This is a genomic window from Myxococcales bacterium, from assembly GCA_016706225.1.
Classification (GTDB): Bacteria; Myxococcota_A; Polyangia; order Polyangiales; family Polyangiaceae; genus JADJKB01.
This window is the reverse complement of the sequence record JADJKB010000005.1, coordinates 386,740-404,359: the sequence shown is the minus strand read 5'-3', so window position 1 is coordinate 404,359 and position 17,620 is coordinate 386,740. Positions and strand designations below refer to the sequence as shown.

General features: G+C 67.7%; 17 protein-coding genes. 7 read left to right on the top strand and 10 right to left on the bottom strand.

Annotation, left to right across the window (positions count from 1 at the left end; translation table 11 throughout):
- Positions 1-31 precede the first annotated feature (31 nt).
- Complete coding sequence (locus IPI67_09555) at positions 32-1,750, bottom strand: hypothetical protein (GenBank protein MBK7580437.1); 1,719 nt, start codon at positions 1,748-1,750, stop codon at positions 32-34.
- Positions 1,751-1,948: 198 nt separating this feature from the next.
- Complete coding sequence (locus IPI67_09550; protein ID MBK7580436.1) at positions 1,949-2,698, bottom strand: hypothetical protein; 750 nt, start codon at positions 2,696-2,698, stop codon at positions 1,949-1,951.
- Between the two features lie 45 nt (positions 2,699-2,743).
- Here IPI67_09550 and IPI67_09545 point away from each other — a divergent pair, with 45 nt between their 5' ends.
- Positions 2,744-3,865, top strand: a complete 1,122-nt coding sequence (locus IPI67_09545; protein ID MBK7580435.1) for a hypothetical protein — start codon at positions 2,744-2,746, stop codon at positions 3,863-3,865.
- 9 nt (positions 3,866-3,874) lie between these two features.
- Here the strand turns inward: IPI67_09545 and IPI67_09540 are convergent, their stop codons facing one another.
- Complete coding sequence (locus IPI67_09540; protein MBK7580434.1) at positions 3,875-4,816, bottom strand: M28 family peptidase; 942 nt, start codon at positions 4,814-4,816, stop codon at positions 3,875-3,877.
- Positions 4,817-4,958: 142 nt separating this feature from the next.
- Between IPI67_09540 and IPI67_09535 the strand changes: the two genes are divergently transcribed.
- Positions 4,959-6,020: a lamin tail domain-containing protein gene (locus tag IPI67_09535; GenBank protein ID MBK7580433.1), complete on the top strand. Its 1,062-nt coding sequence runs from the start codon at positions 4,959-4,961 to the stop codon at positions 6,018-6,020.
- Positions 6,021-6,026: 6 nt separating this feature from the next.
- Here the strand turns inward: IPI67_09535 and IPI67_09530 are convergent, their stop codons facing one another.
- The gene (locus tag IPI67_09530) at positions 6,027-7,103 is read right to left on the bottom strand and encodes a hypothetical protein (GenBank protein ID MBK7580432.1); all 1,077 of its coding nucleotides are present in this window, start codon (positions 7,101-7,103) and stop codon (positions 6,027-6,029) included.
- 122 nt (positions 7,104-7,225) lie between these two features.
- On the opposite strand from IPI67_09530, the gene IPI67_09525 reads away from it, so the two are divergent.
- Positions 7,226-7,672, top strand: coding sequence for an SRPBCC domain-containing protein (locus IPI67_09525; protein ID MBK7580431.1), 447 nt, complete (start codon positions 7,226-7,228; stop codon positions 7,670-7,672).
- 60 nt (positions 7,673-7,732) lie between these two features.
- Here IPI67_09525 and IPI67_09520 read toward each other — a convergent pair whose 3' ends face one another.
- Positions 7,733-8,206: a hypothetical protein gene (locus IPI67_09520; GenBank protein ID MBK7580430.1), complete on the bottom strand. Its 474-nt coding sequence runs from the start codon at positions 8,204-8,206 to the stop codon at positions 7,733-7,735.
- Between the two features lie 101 nt (positions 8,207-8,307).
- On the opposite strand from IPI67_09520, the gene IPI67_09515 reads away from it, so the two are divergent.
- The 3 genes from IPI67_09515 (at position 8,308) to IPI67_09505 (ending at position 11,203) form a co-directional block, all read left to right on the top strand.
- Entirely contained in the window at positions 8,308-8,598 is a 291-nt protein-coding gene (locus tag IPI67_09515; GenBank protein MBK7580429.1) for a hypothetical protein, read from the top strand.
- An 884-nt stretch (positions 8,599-9,482) separates the two neighbouring features.
- Positions 9,483-10,493: a retinol dehydrogenase gene (locus IPI67_09510; GenBank protein ID MBK7580428.1), complete on the top strand. Its 1,011-nt coding sequence runs from the start codon at positions 9,483-9,485 to the stop codon at positions 10,491-10,493.
- A gap of 110 nt (positions 10,494-10,603) precedes the next feature.
- Complete coding sequence (locus tag IPI67_09505) at positions 10,604-11,203, top strand: bifunctional nuclease family protein (protein MBK7580427.1); 600 nt, start codon at positions 10,604-10,606, stop codon at positions 11,201-11,203.
- An 86-nt stretch (positions 11,204-11,289) separates the two neighbouring features.
- Here IPI67_09505 and IPI67_09500 read toward each other — a convergent pair whose 3' ends face one another.
- Entirely contained in the window at positions 11,290-11,748 is a 459-nt protein-coding gene (locus IPI67_09500) for an acyl-CoA thioesterase (GenBank protein MBK7580426.1), read from the bottom strand.
- 110 nt (positions 11,749-11,858) lie between these two features.
- On the opposite strand from IPI67_09500, the gene IPI67_09495 reads away from it, so the two are divergent.
- Positions 11,859-12,341, top strand: a complete 483-nt coding sequence (locus IPI67_09495) for a universal stress protein (protein MBK7580425.1) — start codon at positions 11,859-11,861, stop codon at positions 12,339-12,341.
- Positions 12,342-12,354: 13 nt separating this feature from the next.
- Here the strand turns inward: IPI67_09495 and IPI67_09490 are convergent, their stop codons facing one another.
- The 4 genes from IPI67_09490 to IPI67_09475 form a co-directional block, all read right to left on the bottom strand.
- The gene (locus IPI67_09490) at positions 12,355-14,121 is read right to left on the bottom strand and encodes a histone deacetylase (GenBank protein ID MBK7580424.1); all 1,767 of its coding nucleotides are present in this window, start codon (positions 14,119-14,121) and stop codon (positions 12,355-12,357) included.
- A 5-nt stretch (positions 14,122-14,126) separates the two neighbouring features.
- The gene (locus tag IPI67_09485) at positions 14,127-14,597 is read right to left on the bottom strand and encodes a universal stress protein (protein ID MBK7580423.1); all 471 of its coding nucleotides are present in this window, start codon (positions 14,595-14,597) and stop codon (positions 14,127-14,129) included.
- An 84-nt stretch (positions 14,598-14,681) separates the two neighbouring features.
- Positions 14,682-15,587 (bottom strand): Fpg/Nei family DNA glycosylase, encoded by a 906-nt coding sequence (locus tag IPI67_09480; GenBank protein MBK7580422.1) that lies wholly within the window; start codon positions 15,585-15,587, stop codon positions 14,682-14,684.
- 50 nt (positions 15,588-15,637) lie between these two features.
- Entirely contained in the window at positions 15,638-17,593 is a 1,956-nt protein-coding gene (locus IPI67_09475; GenBank protein ID MBK7580421.1) for a hypothetical protein, read from the bottom strand.
- Between the last annotated feature and the right edge of the window lie 27 nt (positions 17,594-17,620).

Sequence of the window (17,620 nt, the reverse complement as noted above, 5' to 3'; positions counted from 1 at the left end):
ACCGACACCAGGCACTCCTGCGCCCGGGTGTCTACTCGGAGACGGCTTTGCTCGGGGGCCCGCTGCGCCGTTCCAACCAAGCGCGGCCTGCCGCGACCAGTTCCGGTCCCGGACGGCCCATGTCCAGCTCGAGTTTTTCGCCGCTGATCTGCTCGATGGCACCCCGGGCGAAGAACCGCACGAGCACGATCGAGTTGTCGAGCTGCTCGACCAGGTCGGGCAACGCCGCCGCGACGCGTTGTTCCCCGAGCATGCCGATGGCCGTGGCCTGCTCGTGCGGTTTGCCGTGTCGCAACGTCGCAAGCCAGGCGGGCCCGGTGAAGTCGGCTCCATACAGCCCGCGAAGCCGCCGCCGATCGAAACGCTTTTTGTACCAAGTCTCGGCGGTGCTCACGAGGAATTCGGTCGTCTTCGTCGGGTGACACAGCGCACACTCCATGGGCCGATCGCGGAGTACTCGCTCTGGGTCCGTTGGTGATCCGATCCGGTGATAACGCGTGAGCGCATAAGCCAGTCCCATGTTCTTGCGCGGCATGTGGCAGGCGACGCAGGCGCTGCCAGGCCCGGATGCCAGGTGGTGGGTGTGACGCTCGAGCTCCAGAGGCGAAGAATATTTGCGGTGGCAACTCGTGCACAGCGCCTGCCCCTTGGGCCCCGTCAGCTCTTCCAACCGCGCGCGGGGATCTTCCGCGTGGGGATCGTGACACGACGCGCACGACAGCTCGTTCGAGCAGTGACCGAGCATGAAATCGCGGGCTTCGCCGGAGTTCACGTTGCTGCCGCCGGGGTGCTCGAAACGCTCGCCGCCCTCCCAGGTGTAGCGGTAACCGCTGAACAAGACTGTGTGGCACTTGGCGCAGGCGCGGTTCATGTCGGACGCGCGCGACGGTCTGCGACCGTCGGGAGCCGTGACCTGCATGAAGTCGCTTCGTACCGCAAAACTGGTGCGCACATGTGTGGGCGACTCGGCGTGTTCGCGCGAGCCACCGTGACAGGCCTCGCAGCCGATCCCCGTCTCGACGAGTTGCGCCTCGCCGAACGAGCGGCGGGTCGCCTGCATCGCCTCCGCGAGCAGCGCTTGCGGCTCCGAGGCCGAGATCTCGCCACCGAGCAACTCGACCTCGCCGCGGATGGCCGTGCCCAGCCGGTGTGGATCCGTGATCCGGAAGCGCGGCATGAGGGTGCTCGGCAAGACGAACGACGCCGAGCCTTGGTACTTCGGCCCTCCCGGGCCGTGGAGCTCGTCGTACATCGTCACCAGCGACGGCACGGTGTTGTGGCAGAAGATACAGGTCGTGCGCCAGACCGGCCCGGTGACGAGTCCATTCCGCTCGGGGTTCATCACCGAGTAACCCTTGTATCGCCACTCGTTCGAGAACCGGAGCCAGGTGATTGGCAAGATGCGATCGTCGCCGCCAGCGGCAGCGCCAGGGTCCTTCTCATCCACGCGAACCCCCGCGTAGTCTTCTCGGTACCGACCCCCGATCACCTTGGTGACCCGGTACAAGGTCTTGCCCTCGCGAGCCGAATCGAGGCGAACGAAGCGCGCTCCACGCAGCATCTCCGGCGTGGCGGTGTCACCCATGAAGCGGAATGGCCGACCGTCGAAGGGTGCGTCCACGCGCGCGCCAGCGACGGCTCGGGTCATGCGGTGCATCGGGGAATTGGTCCACTTCCGTGCAATGTCGCCGTGGCATTTGCCGCAGATGCGCGAGCCCGCGTAGTCCTCGCGGCGCACGTTACTGCTCACGTCGACCTTGCCGGAAGATGCCCCGCCGGGCGAAACCGGAGGCGACGGAGAACAGCGAGCGAGCAACAGCGGAGCCAGGCTTGCCGCTACCAGCAACGACGCCCGCGCCCAAACCCTTCGCCCAGAGATCGTCACAACCGCGCCACCGTGGGGGAAGCTATGCGGAGTCGCCCGATGCGTCGAGCCCTGTCTGGGGTGTCACGGCGTCGGCTTGCGGACCTCGTACCAGTCGAACTCCACGGTTCCCTGGTAGACGAACAGGCCGACGGCGCCGCTCGCAAAGGACACGTTCGGAATGTCCAAGGTCGGACCGCCGACCTCCGTGCAGGTGAGCGTGCTGCCGATGATGCGTGCGGAGATCTCGTAGCTCGTTCCGTTGGCGACCGGCGTGCTCTTGTCCCCGAGGGTCATGTACGTTCGGTCCACATGTTGGGCACCCCGCAGCTGATCGAGGTCTTCCCTCAAGTTGCAGTTGACCGCGTTCAGCGAGGCGGTGTCGGCGCGCACGACGGCGCCGCCCACCATGCCGGTGACGAGTCGAAAGCTCGTCCGCACTTCGACGTCGTCGCCCCAGCTCGGGTCGATGGGCAAGAAGGCGAACGCTTGAAGGAACCCACCCTTCACTTCGAGCACTCCGCCTTTCACCGAGTAGGTCGCCTCGGGGTCGCCGGCGTCGAACTGCCAGGCCGGATTCGGTGCGTCGAAGTCATCGCGAAAGAGGACGGCCGAACCTCCACCCGTACCCCCCGCCAGCGTACCTGCCGAGCCGCCACCGCCCGCCGCACCACCCGACGCCGCCCCGGCGGCGCCACCCGAGGCGCCCGCTCCGCCGCCTGCGCCCGCGCTGCCCCCCGTCGCGGTCGGACCGCCGTCGGACGAGCTACCGCACCCGGTGGCGTGGGAAAGGACTGCGGCCACGAGCAGGAGCCTGCCGAGTTTGGGCGTCATGAGGCAGAGCCTCGCACCACCGAGTCCAGTCGGCCATTAGAACGAATGACACGAAACGTTGCGCCGGGTGGGACGCATCAGCGAGCGCCGGTGGGCGACTTTTCATTTCCCGAAAACCCCGCCACTCTGGACGGCATGGACTCCGGCGCTGGCTTGGTAAGGGGAATTGCGCTCACGTTGGCGCTCGCAGCGGTGGCGTGCGGTGAGGACTCGAGCGGCGGTGCGAGCTCGGGCGGTGCCAGCGGCGGCGGTGGTGTGAGCTCGGGCGGCGTGAGCGCGGGCGGCGCGAGTGGCGCGAGCGGCGGCATGAGCTCGGGCGGTGCCAGCGGCGGCAGCGCCGGGTCCACCACCGGCGGCGCCCCGAACGGTGGCGGCGCCGGGACGGGCGGCGTGGGAGGGACCGGTGCTTGTTTCGACGCCAAACGCCTCTGGTTCGATGACTTCGAGACCGGTGACTACTCCCGCTGGACGAGCCAGACCTACGGCAACGACTGGAACAATGGTCTCTGCCACCAGAATGGGTTCTCGACCGCGCACGCCGTCAGTCCGACCCACTCACACCGCTCGGAGATCACCTGCAGCATCAACCAGTCCCATCGCGGCTACGGCGGAGTGCAGTTCACGGGTGACGCCGTCGTGCCCGCTTACACCAACAAGGGCGCCGGCATCGAGGCGCCGTACGGCGTCGTGAACATCTATTCGAGCTGGTTGGAGACACCCTATGCGTTCCAGAACGGCAAGTGGTTCAGCTTCTGGACCGTCAACAACGACTGCGGCTGGAACGACACGGTGGTCACCCTCGGGCTCGAAGACACCTCGAATCGTCTGACCCCCGCGCACATCAAGAACACCGGCGGCAGCGTGACCTTCGCCGCGAACGTTTCGAGCTTCCCCAAGGGCAAATGGGTGCGCACCACCATCTACATCAACTACCACGACGGTGTGATGGTCACTTGGCAGGACGGAGCCAAGGTGTTCGACGCGAAGTTCTCACGCTCCGACACGGACATCTGCCAGTGGCACTGGGGCGCGTACGCCAGCGGCGACAACGACGACGTCGTGCTCTTCGAGGATGACAACAGCATCTGGAAGCTGAACCAGGCCTGGACCAACTTCGACGTCGAGCCGTTCTTCGGGGGTACGACCGCGGTCTGCACCCCGCCCTGATCCGAACGCTCACCCAGCCAGCGCCAAGAGCACCTGCTCGACTCCGAGCACGACGCGCGTCATCCGTTCGAAGTCCATGCGGTCGGGTGTGTCGCCCGCGCGGTGGTAGTTCGGGTTTCGGAAGGGGGCGGTGTCGGTGACCATGATGGCTGGGTAACCCTCTTGCCAGAACGCCCAGTGATCGGACCAGCCGACACCGGGCAATGCTCCCGGCACCGCAGCACCCTGGGACGGAAACCGTGCCTTGTCTCGAAATACTCCGACGGCTTGCCGCACCAGCTCCTTCGAACCGGGGTTGCCGACGAAGCCGATGAAGTCTCCTCGGGTCGGATAGAAAAGACCCAGAGGGGGTGGATACTGCTGGCTGCCTTCGGCGTCTGAGAAATAACCGATGGTCTCGAGGCTGAGCATGGCCACGATCTTTTCGCCGCGCTCACGGCAGCGCCTGGCGTAACGCAAGCTCCCCATGTCCGCCGTCTGGAAGTAGGGCGGCTCTTCGTTGACGAACGCCACGAAGCGCAGCGTGCGCGCGGGCGGGCGCGGCAGGGCCGATAGACGCAGAGCGAGCTGAAGCAGCGCCGCGCTGCCGCTCGCGTTATCGTCGGCGCCGGGAGTGCCGGGCGCCGAATCGTAGTGCGCACCCACGAGCACGATCTCGTCGGGAGTCTTGCTTCCTCGCAGCTCGACCTCGAAGTTCGTGCACTCGACGCCGCCGACGAGATAACTCTGCACTCCGACGGCGCGTCCCGAACGAGCGAGCGCGGCCTCGACGTGGCGCGCGGCTTTGGCCAGTCCGGCGGGGGTGCCGACGTTTCGCTCCCCAATCTCGCTGGCGAGGACCTGCACTTCGGACTCGAGCGCGCGCCGCAACACGAGCCCGTCGGCGTCGAGAGGCGCGAGGGGGCCTGCGTGGCTCTTGCCCGGCATTTTCAGCCATGAACCCCAGGCCATCACTGCTCCCAGACCACAGGCGACGACCAAGCCGAGCGCCGCCTTTGCGAGGGTCTTGTGCTTCGAGGTCGCCAGGTGCCGACGATATCACGAGATTCCGGCCGTCATTGACAGCAGGGCTATGCGCGGGAAAGTAGCCGTCATGCGTACCTTTCACTTCGTCTTGGGTCTCGGTGTCGTTGGTGTGTTCGCAGTGCTGGGAGCCGCGTGTGGTTCCGACGGCAGCGGAGGCGGAGGCGGAGGTGCCGGCGGCGCGGGCAACTTCGGCGGCACGGGCGCGACGGGCGCGACGGGCGGAACCGGCACCGGTGGCGCGACGGGCGGAACCGGCGGCGGCAACACCGGCGGTGTGGCAGGTCAGAACACCGGGGGTGCTGCGGGCGGCGGCGGCGCCTCGGGCAGCGGCGGAGGCACTTCGGACGCAAGCACGGACGGCGGCGGCACGGTCGGCGATCATCTGCTGATCAGCGAAGTGGGGATCGAGCCGGGCGGCGCGGAGTTCATCGAGATCTGGAACCCGACCAATGCCGAGGTCGATCTCAGCAACTATTACGTCGCGGACAACTCTGCATACTACAAGGTGACGAGCGGTCCGTGGAACCCCCAGGGCACTCCGAACACGGACTTCCTCGCGCGCTTCCCGGCGGGCACGAAGCTCGCGGCTGGCGCCGTGCTGGTGGTCGCGCCAGAAAACGTCAGCGGCAAACCGACCTTCGAGGCGACCTTCGGCAAGTGCCCCGACTTCACGCTCAACTCCACCGCTGCCGCGCTGAGCTGTGCGTCCAAGAGCGTGCCGGCGATGTTGATCCCCACGAACGGCAGCGTGGGTAGCCAGGTCGGCGCGCTCATCAGCAACGACCGCGAGATGATCGTGCTCTTCAGCTGGGACGGCAGCGCTTCCACCGTGAAGGACGTCGACTACGTCACGTGGGGCACGCAGTTCGACGCCAATACCCGCGTCGACAAGACCGGAGTCAGCGGTTACCAGGCCGACACGGCTGCCGCGTCCCAGAAGCCCGCGAACCAAGGCGTAGCCGGCGACGGCGGCGCCAGCTTGGCCATCGAGCGCTGCAAGATCGAGAGCGGCGAGAAGACCTCGGGCGGCAACGGCATCTCGGGCCACGACGAGACCAGCGAAGACATGGGCGCGAGCTTCAAGTCCCAGTCGGCCCCGAGCCCCGGAACCAAGAACAGCTGCCTCTGAGCGCGCTCAGTGCGTCCGCGCTTCGTCGCCGACGTAGAGCTCGACACGATCGTCGGTGGTCGCGCGGCGGAGCGCGACCACGTCGCGGGCGTCCACCGACGCAACGACGACCGGCGAGCTGGTCGTGAGCAGCCACTGCACGCCGGGCAGCGCTCGGGTCAGGGCGCCCACCAACCCCGCAGCGGCGGCAGCGTCCTGGTACAAATCGACCTCGTCGATGGCCACGATGCCCTCTGCCGTCCGGGGATCCGCGCCGGGATGGGCCGCAAACAACAGCCGGGTGCCGAGTGCCGCGAATGCAACGAGGTGGCGGGCTCGAGTCGGCAGCGCATCGAAGAACCGCTCCCTACCTTCAGCGTCGACGAACAACGGCTCGAAGGTCGCCGGGTCGAGGCCCGCGTATTCGAACCCAGCCAGCGCCACCAGGTGATCCACCGCCGAGTGCATCGCACTCCCGAGCAGATCGAGTCTCCGCCCGCGGTCGTTTCCCTTTTGTGAGAGAGCTGCCCCAATGCCCGCGTATGCCAGCGCCTGTTTGGTCTCCCGGGTCATGTCGGCACGCGTCGCTTCGTCGAGAGTCGTTTGACCCCGCACGTCGTAGCGCGCCACAGTCCGACCTGGCGCGCTGAAGGCCAGCGGTTGGCGCGAAAAAAATCGGTGGGCGGGCAACGAAAGAAAAGCAAATCCACCGGCGGCGGCGCGTTTGTCGAACAGCGCCTGTTCGCGACGTCGGAACGTCTCCTCCTCGTCGCTCTCGCCGAGCCTGGCGCCGGGTGAGCCGACCGGGAGGGTGTGGGGCCGCTCGGAATCGTCTTGACCGAGGAAGTACTCACAGATGGCCTGCGGCGGCGTGGAACGAGCTCGATGGAGCCCGGGCGGAGCGGCGCCGAGCACCGCAGCCGACAGCGCAACCGCATGACCGGGTCGGGTCGCTGCGATGGCCGAGAGCAACGTGGTCTTCCCTACGCCGCCGCCGCCGAACACCACGGTGACTCTGCGCGGACGCCCGTCGTCGTCCGCAAACGGCACCAGCAAGTCTTCGAACGGACCCACACCAATCAATCGGACAGATGCGAGTTGCATGCGTGCGCCCTAGCCTAGCGCTGGAGTCCAGCCAGATCGACGTCGAAGCGACGTTCGAGCCTGGATCCCCGGCGGACCCGGGCTAACATGCTGCGTCGAGACCGAAGGCCTGAGTCCCGGCGATGCAACTTCGAACCGAGATCGAGATCGCAGCCCCGCCCCAGGCGGTCTGGGACGAGCTGATCGCCTTCGCCCGCTACCCAGAGTGGAATCCGTTCATCAGCTCGGTGAGCGGCCGCCTGGAGCTGGGTGAACGGCTGACACTGGTGCTCTCATCGGCGGGCGGCAACGATCGCAAGCTCGTGACGACGCTGACACGCATCGAGCCGCCCGCGACTCTGCGGTGGACCAGCAAGTTCCTCGTGCGCGGCCTGTTCGATGGCGAGCACTACTTCGAGCTCTTACCGCTGGCGGGCGACCGCACGCGCCTGGTTCATGGCGAAGAGCTGACCGGGGCGCTAGTGCAGTACATGGGGCCGCGTTTGACGGCGATGGCCCGAGGGTTCGTGGGCATGAACGAGGCGCTCGCGAAGCGGCTCGCGCACAACGCCAAGCCCCGCGTCGCGTGAGCTCTGGCTGATTGGGCGGGCGCGCAGTCCCGGCTTTCGCCCGAAAGGGCGAAGCACGAGTCAGAGCTTGGGCGGCGCGCGTTTGATCGCGCTCTTGGTGGCGTTCTTGAGCTCGTCGCCCTCGCGCAGACACGGGAAACAGTCGGCGCGTTTGCGGTCCCCACAACCCCGCTTCTGACCGAATCGACTCAAAAGCGAGATCACCCGACGATCAGCCCGGGCTTCGACGCTCGCGAGCGCCGCCTTCACGTCGTCGCAGCTCTCCGCCGCGCGCAGGTCGAGCAGCGCCGAGAGCTCCGGTGAGGCGCGGTCGCGCACCTCCTTCGTCTGCAGCAACGCATCGGCGAGCTCGGCTGACGGATCCTGTTTTTTGCGGGTGGACCAGAAATAGTAAAGCAGGTCGGGACCAGCTGGCGACGGTAGGGTGGCCATTGCGCCCAGCGCATCGTGCATCGTATCGGGATCCGCTGCCGCCGCTCGCAGCTTCGCGCTCAGCTCCGGGGCTGCCGGCAAAGAGCGGGTTTTGACTGGCACGGGCCGCGTCATCTCGAATGCCACTCCGCTTGTCGCTGCCTCGCGCCGCACTCGCGGTGAGCACATCGGCCACACTTCGTTCGCGCGGCGACCGCGCCGCGATGGCAGCGAGCGCGGCCTTGTCGTTCGCGGGGTTGACCGACGGGGTCGGCGCCGGCGCGGGCGGTGCGGGCTCCGGCAGGGACGGCGCCGGCGCGGAGGTGGCTGCAGACGACGTCGTGACCGGAGCGGAGTTCGAGCTCCGCGCGAGCAGGGCGGAGCAACTTCCCGAGAACACCGCCATGGCACCGAGTGACAGCGCGACTGCGATCAGAGCAAAACCCCACAGCGGTCCCGCACCCTGGCCGACGCGCACCCGCTGCCTCAGCGCATCGGGCAAGGTCGGCAGCTGATCTACCGAGCGAACGTCGGCTCCGCTCGGTGGTGCTGCGTCGGCAAAAAAGCCAACGCCGGCCGCGGGGCTAGGCTGAGTCGGGGCCAGACTCGACGGACCGATCGGCGCGGCGACCGGTAGCACCGGCGCGACCGCAGACGGAGGCGGCGCAAAAGCGGTTGGGGGTGGCGGAGCCGCCGCGGACGGCGGTGGCGGCGCATCGGCAGAAGGGGGTGGCGGAGCCGCCGCGGACGGCGGCGGCGGCGCGTCGGGCGCAGCCACGAGCTGCCCCAGCGACGCGGTCACGGTATCGATCGGCGGCGGCGGCGGATGCGAGACGCGTCGTGGTGCGGGTGGCGGCGCCGAGGGCCGCGCCGGTCGTACCGAGGCACGCCGCGACGGTGGCGGGGGCGCAGAAGGACGCGACGGCTGTGCGGGCGGCACCGAGGCGCGCCCCGACGGGGGTGGAGGGGGCGCGGAATGATGTCCCGCGCGGGAGCTCACGGGCGACGCATGCGACGGTCCGGCCTCGGCCGTCGCTGGCACCGGCGTCCGGCTGGCGGGAGGCAGACCAAGCGCGCTCGCTCCTCCTTGGGGCTGCGAACCCATCAATTCGTTAGGTCGGCGCGACGGGTCGGGTGAAGTGAGCTCCTTCGAGTCGACCGTGGGATCGATCATCGTGTCGTCGGGGATCGCGCTCGGAACCTCGTCCCACGCGCGATCCACCATCGACGTCCGAGGTCGCTCGGGGCGCTTGTGCCGATCGCTCATCCCTGACCAGGAGCGTAGCCCGGATCGCGCGAACCACGCCCGTTTTCGGGTTTCTTCCGGGGAAGGGCAGCGCTGTCAGCGCGAATTTCGTAGACTCCGCGCGCTCGGAAGCTCCGCCGAGCGGAGCCCAGCTTGAAGCAAGCGATTGCCATCGTCCTCAATCCCAACGCCCGAGGTGGACGGCGAAGTCTCCGAGGGCGGGCAGCTCGACTCGAGCACATCGTCGGGCGACGGGGCGCCGTGCACGCCACCCAGACCCTGGACGAGCTCGGCGACGCGGTGAAGTCCATCCTGGACAATCCCCCGGACGTCCTGGTGACGGACGGCGGCGACGGGACGTTGCACTGGGTGCTGAACGAGGCGCGGAAACTCGTGCCCGACGTGAGCATGCTCCCGCCCCTGCTGCCGACCAATGGCGGCACGATCGACTTCGTCGCCAAGAAGGTAGGCATTCGAGGCCACGCCGAGAGCATCGTCCTCAGCCTGGTGAAGGAGCTGGATGACGGTCGCATGCCGCCAGTCGTCGAGATCGACTCGCTCTGGTTGACCGGAAAACTCGAGAACGGTGAGCCTTTCGACCGACTGGGGTTCGCACTCGCCGCGGGCGGGATCGGCCAGCGGTTTTTCTCGAAGTACTACCAAGAGAGAAGCCTGGGAGCCGGCGCCATCGTGCGGGTGGTCTTGAAGGCGGTCGCATCTCGCGCCGCCGGCACACTCAGGGTGCCGCTGCCACCCAGATTCCTGCGCTACGGCCAGGACGTGTTTCGCCCGACCCCGGCCCGCGTCACCATCGACGGGGAATTGGTCCCAGGCGAGCACCACGGCGCGATCCACGCCGGAGCGATCGACCTCCACCTGGGCGGTGTGTTCCGGGTCTTTCCGCTGGCGCGGCACGACGGAGACCTGCACTTTCAAGCAGGGGAGATCGTGCCACGAGAAATGATCATGGCGCTGCCGGCGCTTGCGCGAGGCGGCGCCATTCCCAGCGACCGACTGCTCGAGCGAAAGGGTCGCGAGATGTGCATCGAGGCCACCGGCGACGAGGCGCTCGCGCCGATCATCGATGGCGAGGCGTTCGAGGGTTTGACGGAGCTGTCCGTCCGTCTCGGACCTCGCATCCGGGTGCCGCGCGTTCGCGGCTGAGCGCACGCGCCGGAGCACACGCGCCGGAGCACACGCGCCGGACTCGGGAGAAAAGCCGGTAGCCCTCGCCGTTCGGACAATCCGCGCTAAGCTTCTCGAGGTCGCACAACATGCTGCGGAGCGGAGCTCTCGTCGTTCTCCTCGCCTTCTCTGTCGGAGGCTGCGCGAGGATCAAGGCGCATTTTCGCAAGCCCCCGCCGGCGACCCCCGCCGCCGCGACCACCAGCCCGTCGCCGGTCGCCATTCCCGATGGTTACGCGCGGGTACACGTGGGCGGAGTGACCCGACTGCCGCACGGGGGCGACGCCGTACTCCTGGTGGAGGATGGCAAGCTGCTGGCCGTCCCGATTTTCATCGCTGGCACCGAAGCGCTGTCGATCCAGCTGCGCCTGAAGAAGCAGTCGTTCGACCGACCGCTGACCCACGACCTGCTCGACGCGTCCATCCAGAAGCTCGGGGGCAAGGTCGAGAGTGTGCGCGTCGACAAGCTGGAGAAGAGCGTATTTTACGGGACGGTCGTGCTCTCGAGAGACGGCAAGCTGATTGAGCTCGACGCGCGCCCGTCGGATGCAATCGCGATCGCCATCGGCAGCGGGGTGCCCATCCACGTGTCGCGCAAGGTTCTCGCTCACGCTGGACTCGACCTGAGCCAAGCCGACGTCGACGTCCCCTCGCCGAGCGGCGAGCGACCGCCGCCTGTGACGCTCTGACACCAGACTCGCACACTCGGCGCTTCTCACGCTTCACCTCCGCCGAGCCTGCTCTCGACGCGGCCCGACGTTGCAGCGCCGAGCCCCTACGCCGCATCGATCGGGCGCGGGTGAGTCTCGGGCGCGGTGAACAGCGCCAGCATTTCCGCCGGGATCCGCCGAGGTGCGTGCCGGTCGTCCACACACGCGAGCAAGGTGTGTCCCTCCGTCACGAGTTCGTCGGACGCCGCGCTCTCGCGAAACAGCTGGTAGCCGAAACGCACGGTGACCCGAGTGTGCTCGACCAAGCGTGTCTCGATGACGAGTCGCTCGTCGAAGCGGGCGGTCTTTCGATACCGAAGCCCGGCATCCACGACCGGCAGGTGTAGACCCTGCTTCGCCCATTCCAGATAGTCGACCCCACGCCGGTGCATGTACTCCACGCGACCGGCCTCGAAATAATTGAGGTACGAGCCGTGGTGCACGATCCCCATCAGATCCGTCTCGCAGAACCGCACACGGATGACGTAGCGGGTCAGGCAGTGCGCGGGCGGCTGGGCTTTCACCGGGCGCGGAGCCTACACGAGCGGCGAACTCCGCGCGACTCGCGCGCGGCCCTCCGGGCTCGACCCGAGAGCCGCTTGCCGCCGGGGCGAAAGCGGCAGATAGACGGGGCATGCCCAGCGTTCCTCCGCCTCCCCCGCCCGTGCCGCAGACCTACAAGATCGTAGTCGGCGTCGACTACTCGGAGCAGAGTGAACGAGCCCTCCGCGCAGCGCTCGACATGGCTCTCTACCGCGACGTTCAGATCTACTGCGTGGCGGTGGCCGAAGGTCACGGCCCGGGTCGCCCGGTCGTCGAGAGCGCAGAGATGCACGAGACTTTTCACGACGCGGCCCAGCGCACACTCGAGCGTTTCATCGCCAAGGAGATCGACGAGCTAGAAAAGTCGGGGCTCAAGTTGAATCGCAAGCGCGTGGCCGCCGCGATCGACTTTGGGAAGCCCGCCGACGGCGTGCTGGCAATGGCCGAGGACGTGCACGCCGACCTGGTGGTCGTCGGCACACATGGGCGAACCGGACTGGAACGTCTCCTGCTTGGCTCCGTCGCGATGGATCTGCTGCGACGCGCCCACTGTCCCGTGCTCGTCACTCGCTGAGCACTCGAGCGGCTCAGGTCGCCGCGGCCCGAGCCGGCGTCGGCGTTAGCGCGAAGCGCGCGCGCTGTTTTTCGCGCTCGACCAGCTCACGCGCCGGGGAGCGTTGGTCCAGCCAGTAGACCATCTCGCCGGCCTCCCAGGTGTATCGCTCACCATCGAGCGTCACGCGCCCATCGGCGATGGCCTGGCTCAGCTCGGCGAGGCGGACCTGAGCGAGTTGCTCGAGCAGCGCTTCGAAGTGCGCCTGATGAATCGCGTCGACGAAAACCATGGCAAAGCGCGCGGCGTAGGCCGTGTGCAGCCAGGCAGGCCGGAACGCGACACCCGCCAGACCCAAACGCTCGGCGACGCGCAGAAACAGCTGTCCCGCCTCGCGCGACAGTCCGAGCCCAGGCTCCTCCTGCCCGGGCAGACGCGGGCGTTTTTCGCTGAATCGCCCCCGGGGATGCCGCAGCGTGAGCCAGTGTACGTAGAGCACGTCTTCGTCCGCGACCTTGCGCCGCTCGAGCACACACTCGATCAGCAGATGCTCTACGCCGTCGGCCTCGGCGAACAATCGAAAGCGGTCACCTCGCTCGTCGCGATCGACCGCCACGCGAAAAGCGCCGTAGCCCAGGCGCCGCAGTTGCTGGAGCAACCCGTAGCGCGAGAACGCGTATTCGATGCCCTCGGTGGTGTAGTAGCCGAGAAAACGCGGTGAGCCCCGGGAGCGCCGATCGAGATCACCGAACAGGTCGGCCTCGGTGATCCAGAAGGGTCCCTCGAGCTGGTCGCGGGTGAGCTCTCGGGCAACCTTGGAGAACATCGCACCGAGCGGATCCGCGGCAGCCGGGATGGGAGTCCTCGAGGCTCGTGCGAGCACCATGCCCGTGCCCGCCAGGGCGCGCCAAGCGTCCACGGTGTACCCACCCCCGGGAAGCCACACGGCGGGCACACCTGCCAGCGCGTGGTGCACGGCAAGATCACGCCGCCGGACTCCGTCGAGGCTCAGGGCCAGCGCACCAAACCGGTCGTGAGCCAGCACGTCCCCGCCGGCGAGCACGAAGGCCAGGCCCGCGGGGGGCATGCGAGACAGAAGCGCAGCGAGCGCGGACAGGTAACTGCCGTCGTCGCAGTCCTTGGGCAACACGGTCTCGTCGACCCCCTCGAGCTTGCCCCAGTCGGCCCCCGACAGCGAGCCGATCCACACGGCCGGGTCCCCCGCAAAACACGCCGCCGTGCCGTCGGGTGGGTGTGCGTCCAGATCGAGGACAGCCACGCGTTTCGTGTATCCCTCGGCGCGCACCGCCGCCACGGCGACCGCGATGTCGTTGACGATGCAAAACCCGCCACCCTTGTTGGGCCCCGCGTGGTGAAAACCACCGAGCAGATTCAGAGTCGGGCTGCGCGACAGAAGCGCCTCGCGCGTCGCATCGAGGGTGCCGCCACAGGCCAGACGAATCGTGTGCAGGACCTCTTCGACGACCACGTCGGACGGATCCACGGCGAACACGTTGCCGAGCACCACCGGATCTTGGAGTGACTCGAGCAACTCCGCGGAGTGAACCCGCGCGAGATCTTCGTAGCGGATACGACTCGGCGCGCGCACGTCGGGCGCGAGCAGGAAACCCGCTCCCAAGAGGTAGGACACGACCATGTCGGCCCGCCGCGGATCGATGCCGGTGCTCGCCTCGAGCGAGGCGAAGGGCAGGCGGTACGCCGGATCGTACCAGAGCGTGAACGGGCGACCGCGAACCCAGCGGCGCGCGCGGGTGGTCCACTCGGCGAGGAAACCGGGCATCTTCGTCAGGTGCCCGAGACCGGAACTGTCGCGGGCACGGTGAGCACGGGCACCGGCGACAAGCGAACCACTCGCTCCGCGACGCTGCCGAGCAAGAAGTGGCGAAAACCGCGCCGGGCGTGGGTCGAGATCACCACCAGATCGGCGTGATGTCGCTCCACCGCGACCAGAATGGCCGCCGCGGGATCGCCGCTCTCGAGGTGCTCCGACACGGCGAGGCTTGGCGGCAAGTTTGCCTTGGCGACGAACTCACGCATCTCGCGCGCGGCGTTCTCCGCGATCAACGTCAAGAGTGATTGTTTCACCCCGGGTGGGTGCTCGACGGTTGCTTCGGCGGGGACGTGCGGGGGGTGATCCCAAACGTGGATGATCTCGAGCCCGGCGCCGAGTGCGGTTGCCCAATCTGCCGCGAGGCGGAGCGCGCCCAGGCAGGATTCCGAATATTCGACAGGGACCAGGATGCGGGAGATGCGCATGGCAAGCTCGTCGGCATTTGTAGCGCAGAATTGCGGCAACGTCGTGGGACGAATCTGCGCTGGCTGCGGCGCGCAATCACTGCGTCATTCCGTGCGCCCCAGCCGCTCCTCGAGCTCGTCGATGCTCTTCGGCCAGTCCCCCTTGAGCAGGCGGGACAACCCGCGGTCGGCCAGCAGCTTGCCCCCAGTCTGACATCGCGGGCAGTAGTTGACCTCGTTCTCGGCGTAGCGGATGCGCTGAACCTTCGTGGCACATTTCGGGCACGGCTGCCCAAACCGCCCATGGACCGCCATGCCGTCGCGGAACGCCGTGACCTTCTCGGGAAACCCATCGCCGACCTCGGCCCGCGTACGCTCGATCCACTCGGTCAGCGTGCTCTGCGTCGCCTGGTGCAAACGAGCGAGCTCCTCGTCGTCGAGCTGCCGGGTCAGGCGCACCGGGGAGAGCCCGGCACGAAAGAGGATCTCATCGGAGTACGCGTTGCCAACACCGCTCACCAGGCGCGGGTCCGTGAGCCCGCGCTTCAGCGTGCGATTCTCCCGCAAGAGCGCCGCCGAGAACTCGCCGACGCTCGCGTCGAGGGGTTCGATGCCCCCTCGGTCGAACGGCTCGAGCGCCGGCCGCCCCCGCACGACGTGCAGGCTCGCGCGCTTCTTGCTGCTCGCTTCGGTGAAGACCACCGCGCCAGAGTCGAAGTCGAAGGCGGCGAGCCCGACTTTTTTTGGCACCAGCGTACCCGGCGGCCGCCAGCGCAAGCGCCCAGAGATCATCAGGTGGATGACCAGGAACAGCTCTTGCTCGAAGGCGAGCACGATGCGCTTGCCCAAGCGCTCCACACCGACCACACGCCGGCCAGCGAGCTCACCGATCGGCGGGTCGAAGGTCCGAACGACGAACGGGCTCACGACCCGCACGCGCTCCAGAGTCCGACCCTCGGTGAGAGCGCGCAGGCGCTCGACGTAGATCATCACGTCCGGGAGCTCGGGCATCGCCGGCCAACTGTAGTTGCCTCCACCGAGCGCGCCAATCCGCGCGGGCCTCAGTCGCCGTTGGCGCGGCGGATGATCACCAGCAGCTGCGTGTCACCCGATACGTCGACGTTCGCGTCCTGAGCAGGCACGAGCGAAATGCCATCGGCATCCGCGCTGGCGGGCACTCGGTACCCGATGGCCAGCTCGCCGTGGCGCCGCGCGGCGGCTTCGATCTCGCCGAAGGTCACTTGGCCGGCGAGGTCGTAGTCAGCGGGCTCACGACTCGTGACCTCGGCGCCGCCCGGACCAAAGAGCTCGTCGAAGACCAGCCCGAGCTCGCGCCGCAGCGCGATTTGCGCGAGCTGGTAGCTGAGCAGCAGCGGGCTCACGATCAGGTCGTCACACAGCTCCCGCACCAGCGAGGCGTTCTCGGGATCGAGCAGCTCGACCACCACCTTCGGTTTCGAGCTCACCTCGGCGAGCACCTCGAATAGCACCATACAACCCACGATGCTCCGGGCGTCAGCGCCATCCGGCGTGCCCCACCAGTCACTCGCGACGACGACCACGGAGTCGAACTTCTCGGGTTCGAGCGCGGCGATCTCGGAGGTGAGCGTGAAGTCGGCCTCGACCTGGCGCACGGTCACCCGACCCGTCGTCAGCCCGCGCTCGAGCCGCGCTCGCCGCTTCTTCTTACTCATGCGCGAGACCACGACGACCTCGAAGCGTTCGTCCTCGTAGCGCTCGAGCTCGTGGATCATCGCGGTCAGCTTGCGGCTGTAACCGAGCACCAAGACTCGACGGAGTCGCTGGCTGGGCGGTGCGCGACTCGGCCGTGGCGCCTCGACGGAGGTCTCTCCCTCGGGTCGCTGGCGGGGCGCCTGGTCGGGATCCGTGGCCTGCCGATCCGCAGCCAGCAAGATCAGTCGGTCGTGCGCCTCGAGCCGCATGTCCCTTCGCGGATGCAGCTTCGACACCCAGCTCCCATCGACCGAACGAACCACCCCGAGCACCACGGCTTGCTCGTACGATTGGGCAACGTCTTCGAACCACGCGCCGGCCACCTCGGGGCGCTCCCGCACGAACACCCGGGCGGTCCCGCTGCGAGTGAGGATTTCTTGGTGTACCCGGCTCATGCCCGGGTTGAGGATGCACTGGGCGATCAGCCGCGCGATCATCGCGCGGCTCGCCACGATCTCGACGTCACCGTGGTACGCCCTTCGAGCGAGGGTCTCCTTTCGCGCGTCGAAGATCTCGGCAATCATCAGCGGCGGCCGTTTGCCCACCCGCTTCAGGAAACCGCTGACGGCCAGCAGAACCTTGATCACCCGGGCGTCGCTCTGCAACGCACCGTCCTCGGCGAAGTCGGAGCCCGGAATCACGATCACCGAGGCATTGCTGAAGTCACCACGTTCGAGGTGGGCCATACGCAGCGACGAGCCCGTCCGCACGGTGATGCGCCGTTCGTCCCAGGCGCTCCCGACTTGCTCGCGGAGCTCTTGGGTCACGACGCTCGCCTTGCCTTCGGCGAGCACCACCAGGTGCAGGCGCCGCTGGCCGTGCTGCTGGAGGAATCGTCGCAGGCGTTCGCTGGACTCCATCAGCTCGCGCACGATGGTGGCCGTGCGATTGGTCCAGCCCAGGATCAGCACGTGCCCGTTGTGCGCGACCGGTGTCTGACCACTCTCGAGGGTCTCGATGGTCTTGTTGAGCCACTGGGTCATGATGGCGATCAGCGCACCCAAAAATACGACGTAACCGAGGATCGTCACGATCGTGGAGACCGTGCGCTTGAGTGTGCCCTCGTCGTCGCCGAGGTAGCCGGGATCCGTGAGGCGCAAGAATGCCCACCACACCGCCTGGCCAGGCCGAGCAAAGTCGTGCCCCGTGCGATAAACGACGAAGCCGGCTACGACCGAGATGAGCCCGATCGACAGCGCGATGACGAGCAGCCGGTAGTGCGCTCCGCGCAAGAACAGCCGCTCGATCCGGAACTTGAACAGATTGATGAGACGCCGAAACAAGGGTCCTCGCTGACAACGCGCGGGCGC

Bases quoted from the DNA above. Each gene is read 5' to 3' on its own strand.
- IPI67_09550 (MBK7580436.1), bottom strand. From the start codon at position 2,698: ATGACGCCCAAACTCGGCAGGCTCCTGCTCGTGGCCGCAGTCCTTTCC.
- IPI67_09545 (MBK7580435.1), top strand. From the start codon at position 2,744: ATGACACGAAACGTTGCGCCGGGTGGGACGCATCAGCGAGCGCCGGTG.
- IPI67_09540 (MBK7580434.1), bottom strand. From the start codon at position 4,816: ATGGCCTGGGGTTCATGGCTGAAAATGCCGGGCAAGAGCCACGCAGGC.
- IPI67_09535 (MBK7580433.1), top strand. From the start codon at position 4,959: ATGCGTACCTTTCACTTCGTCTTGGGTCTCGGTGTCGTTGGTGTGTTC.
- IPI67_09530 (MBK7580432.1), bottom strand. From the start codon at position 7,103: ATGCAACTCGCATCTGTCCGATTGATTGGTGTGGGTCCGTTCGAAGAC.
- IPI67_09525 (MBK7580431.1), top strand. From the start codon at position 7,226: ATGCAACTTCGAACCGAGATCGAGATCGCAGCCCCGCCCCAGGCGGTC.
- IPI67_09515 (MBK7580429.1), top strand. From the start codon at position 8,308: ATGGCAGCGAGCGCGGCCTTGTCGTTCGCGGGGTTGACCGACGGGGTC.
- IPI67_09505 (MBK7580427.1), top strand. From the start codon at position 10,604: ATGCTGCGGAGCGGAGCTCTCGTCGTTCTCCTCGCCTTCTCTGTCGGA.
- IPI67_09495 (MBK7580425.1), top strand. From the start codon at position 11,859: ATGCCCAGCGTTCCTCCGCCTCCCCCGCCCGTGCCGCAGACCTACAAG.
- IPI67_09490 (MBK7580424.1), bottom strand. From the start codon at position 14,121: ATGCCCGGTTTCCTCGCCGAGTGGACCACCCGCGCGCGCCGCTGGGTT.
- IPI67_09485 (MBK7580423.1), bottom strand. From the start codon at position 14,597: ATGCGCATCTCCCGCATCCTGGTCCCTGTCGAATATTCGGAATCCTGC.
- IPI67_09480 (MBK7580422.1), bottom strand. From the start codon at position 15,587: ATGCCCGAGCTCCCGGACGTGATGATCTACGTCGAGCGCCTGCGCGCT.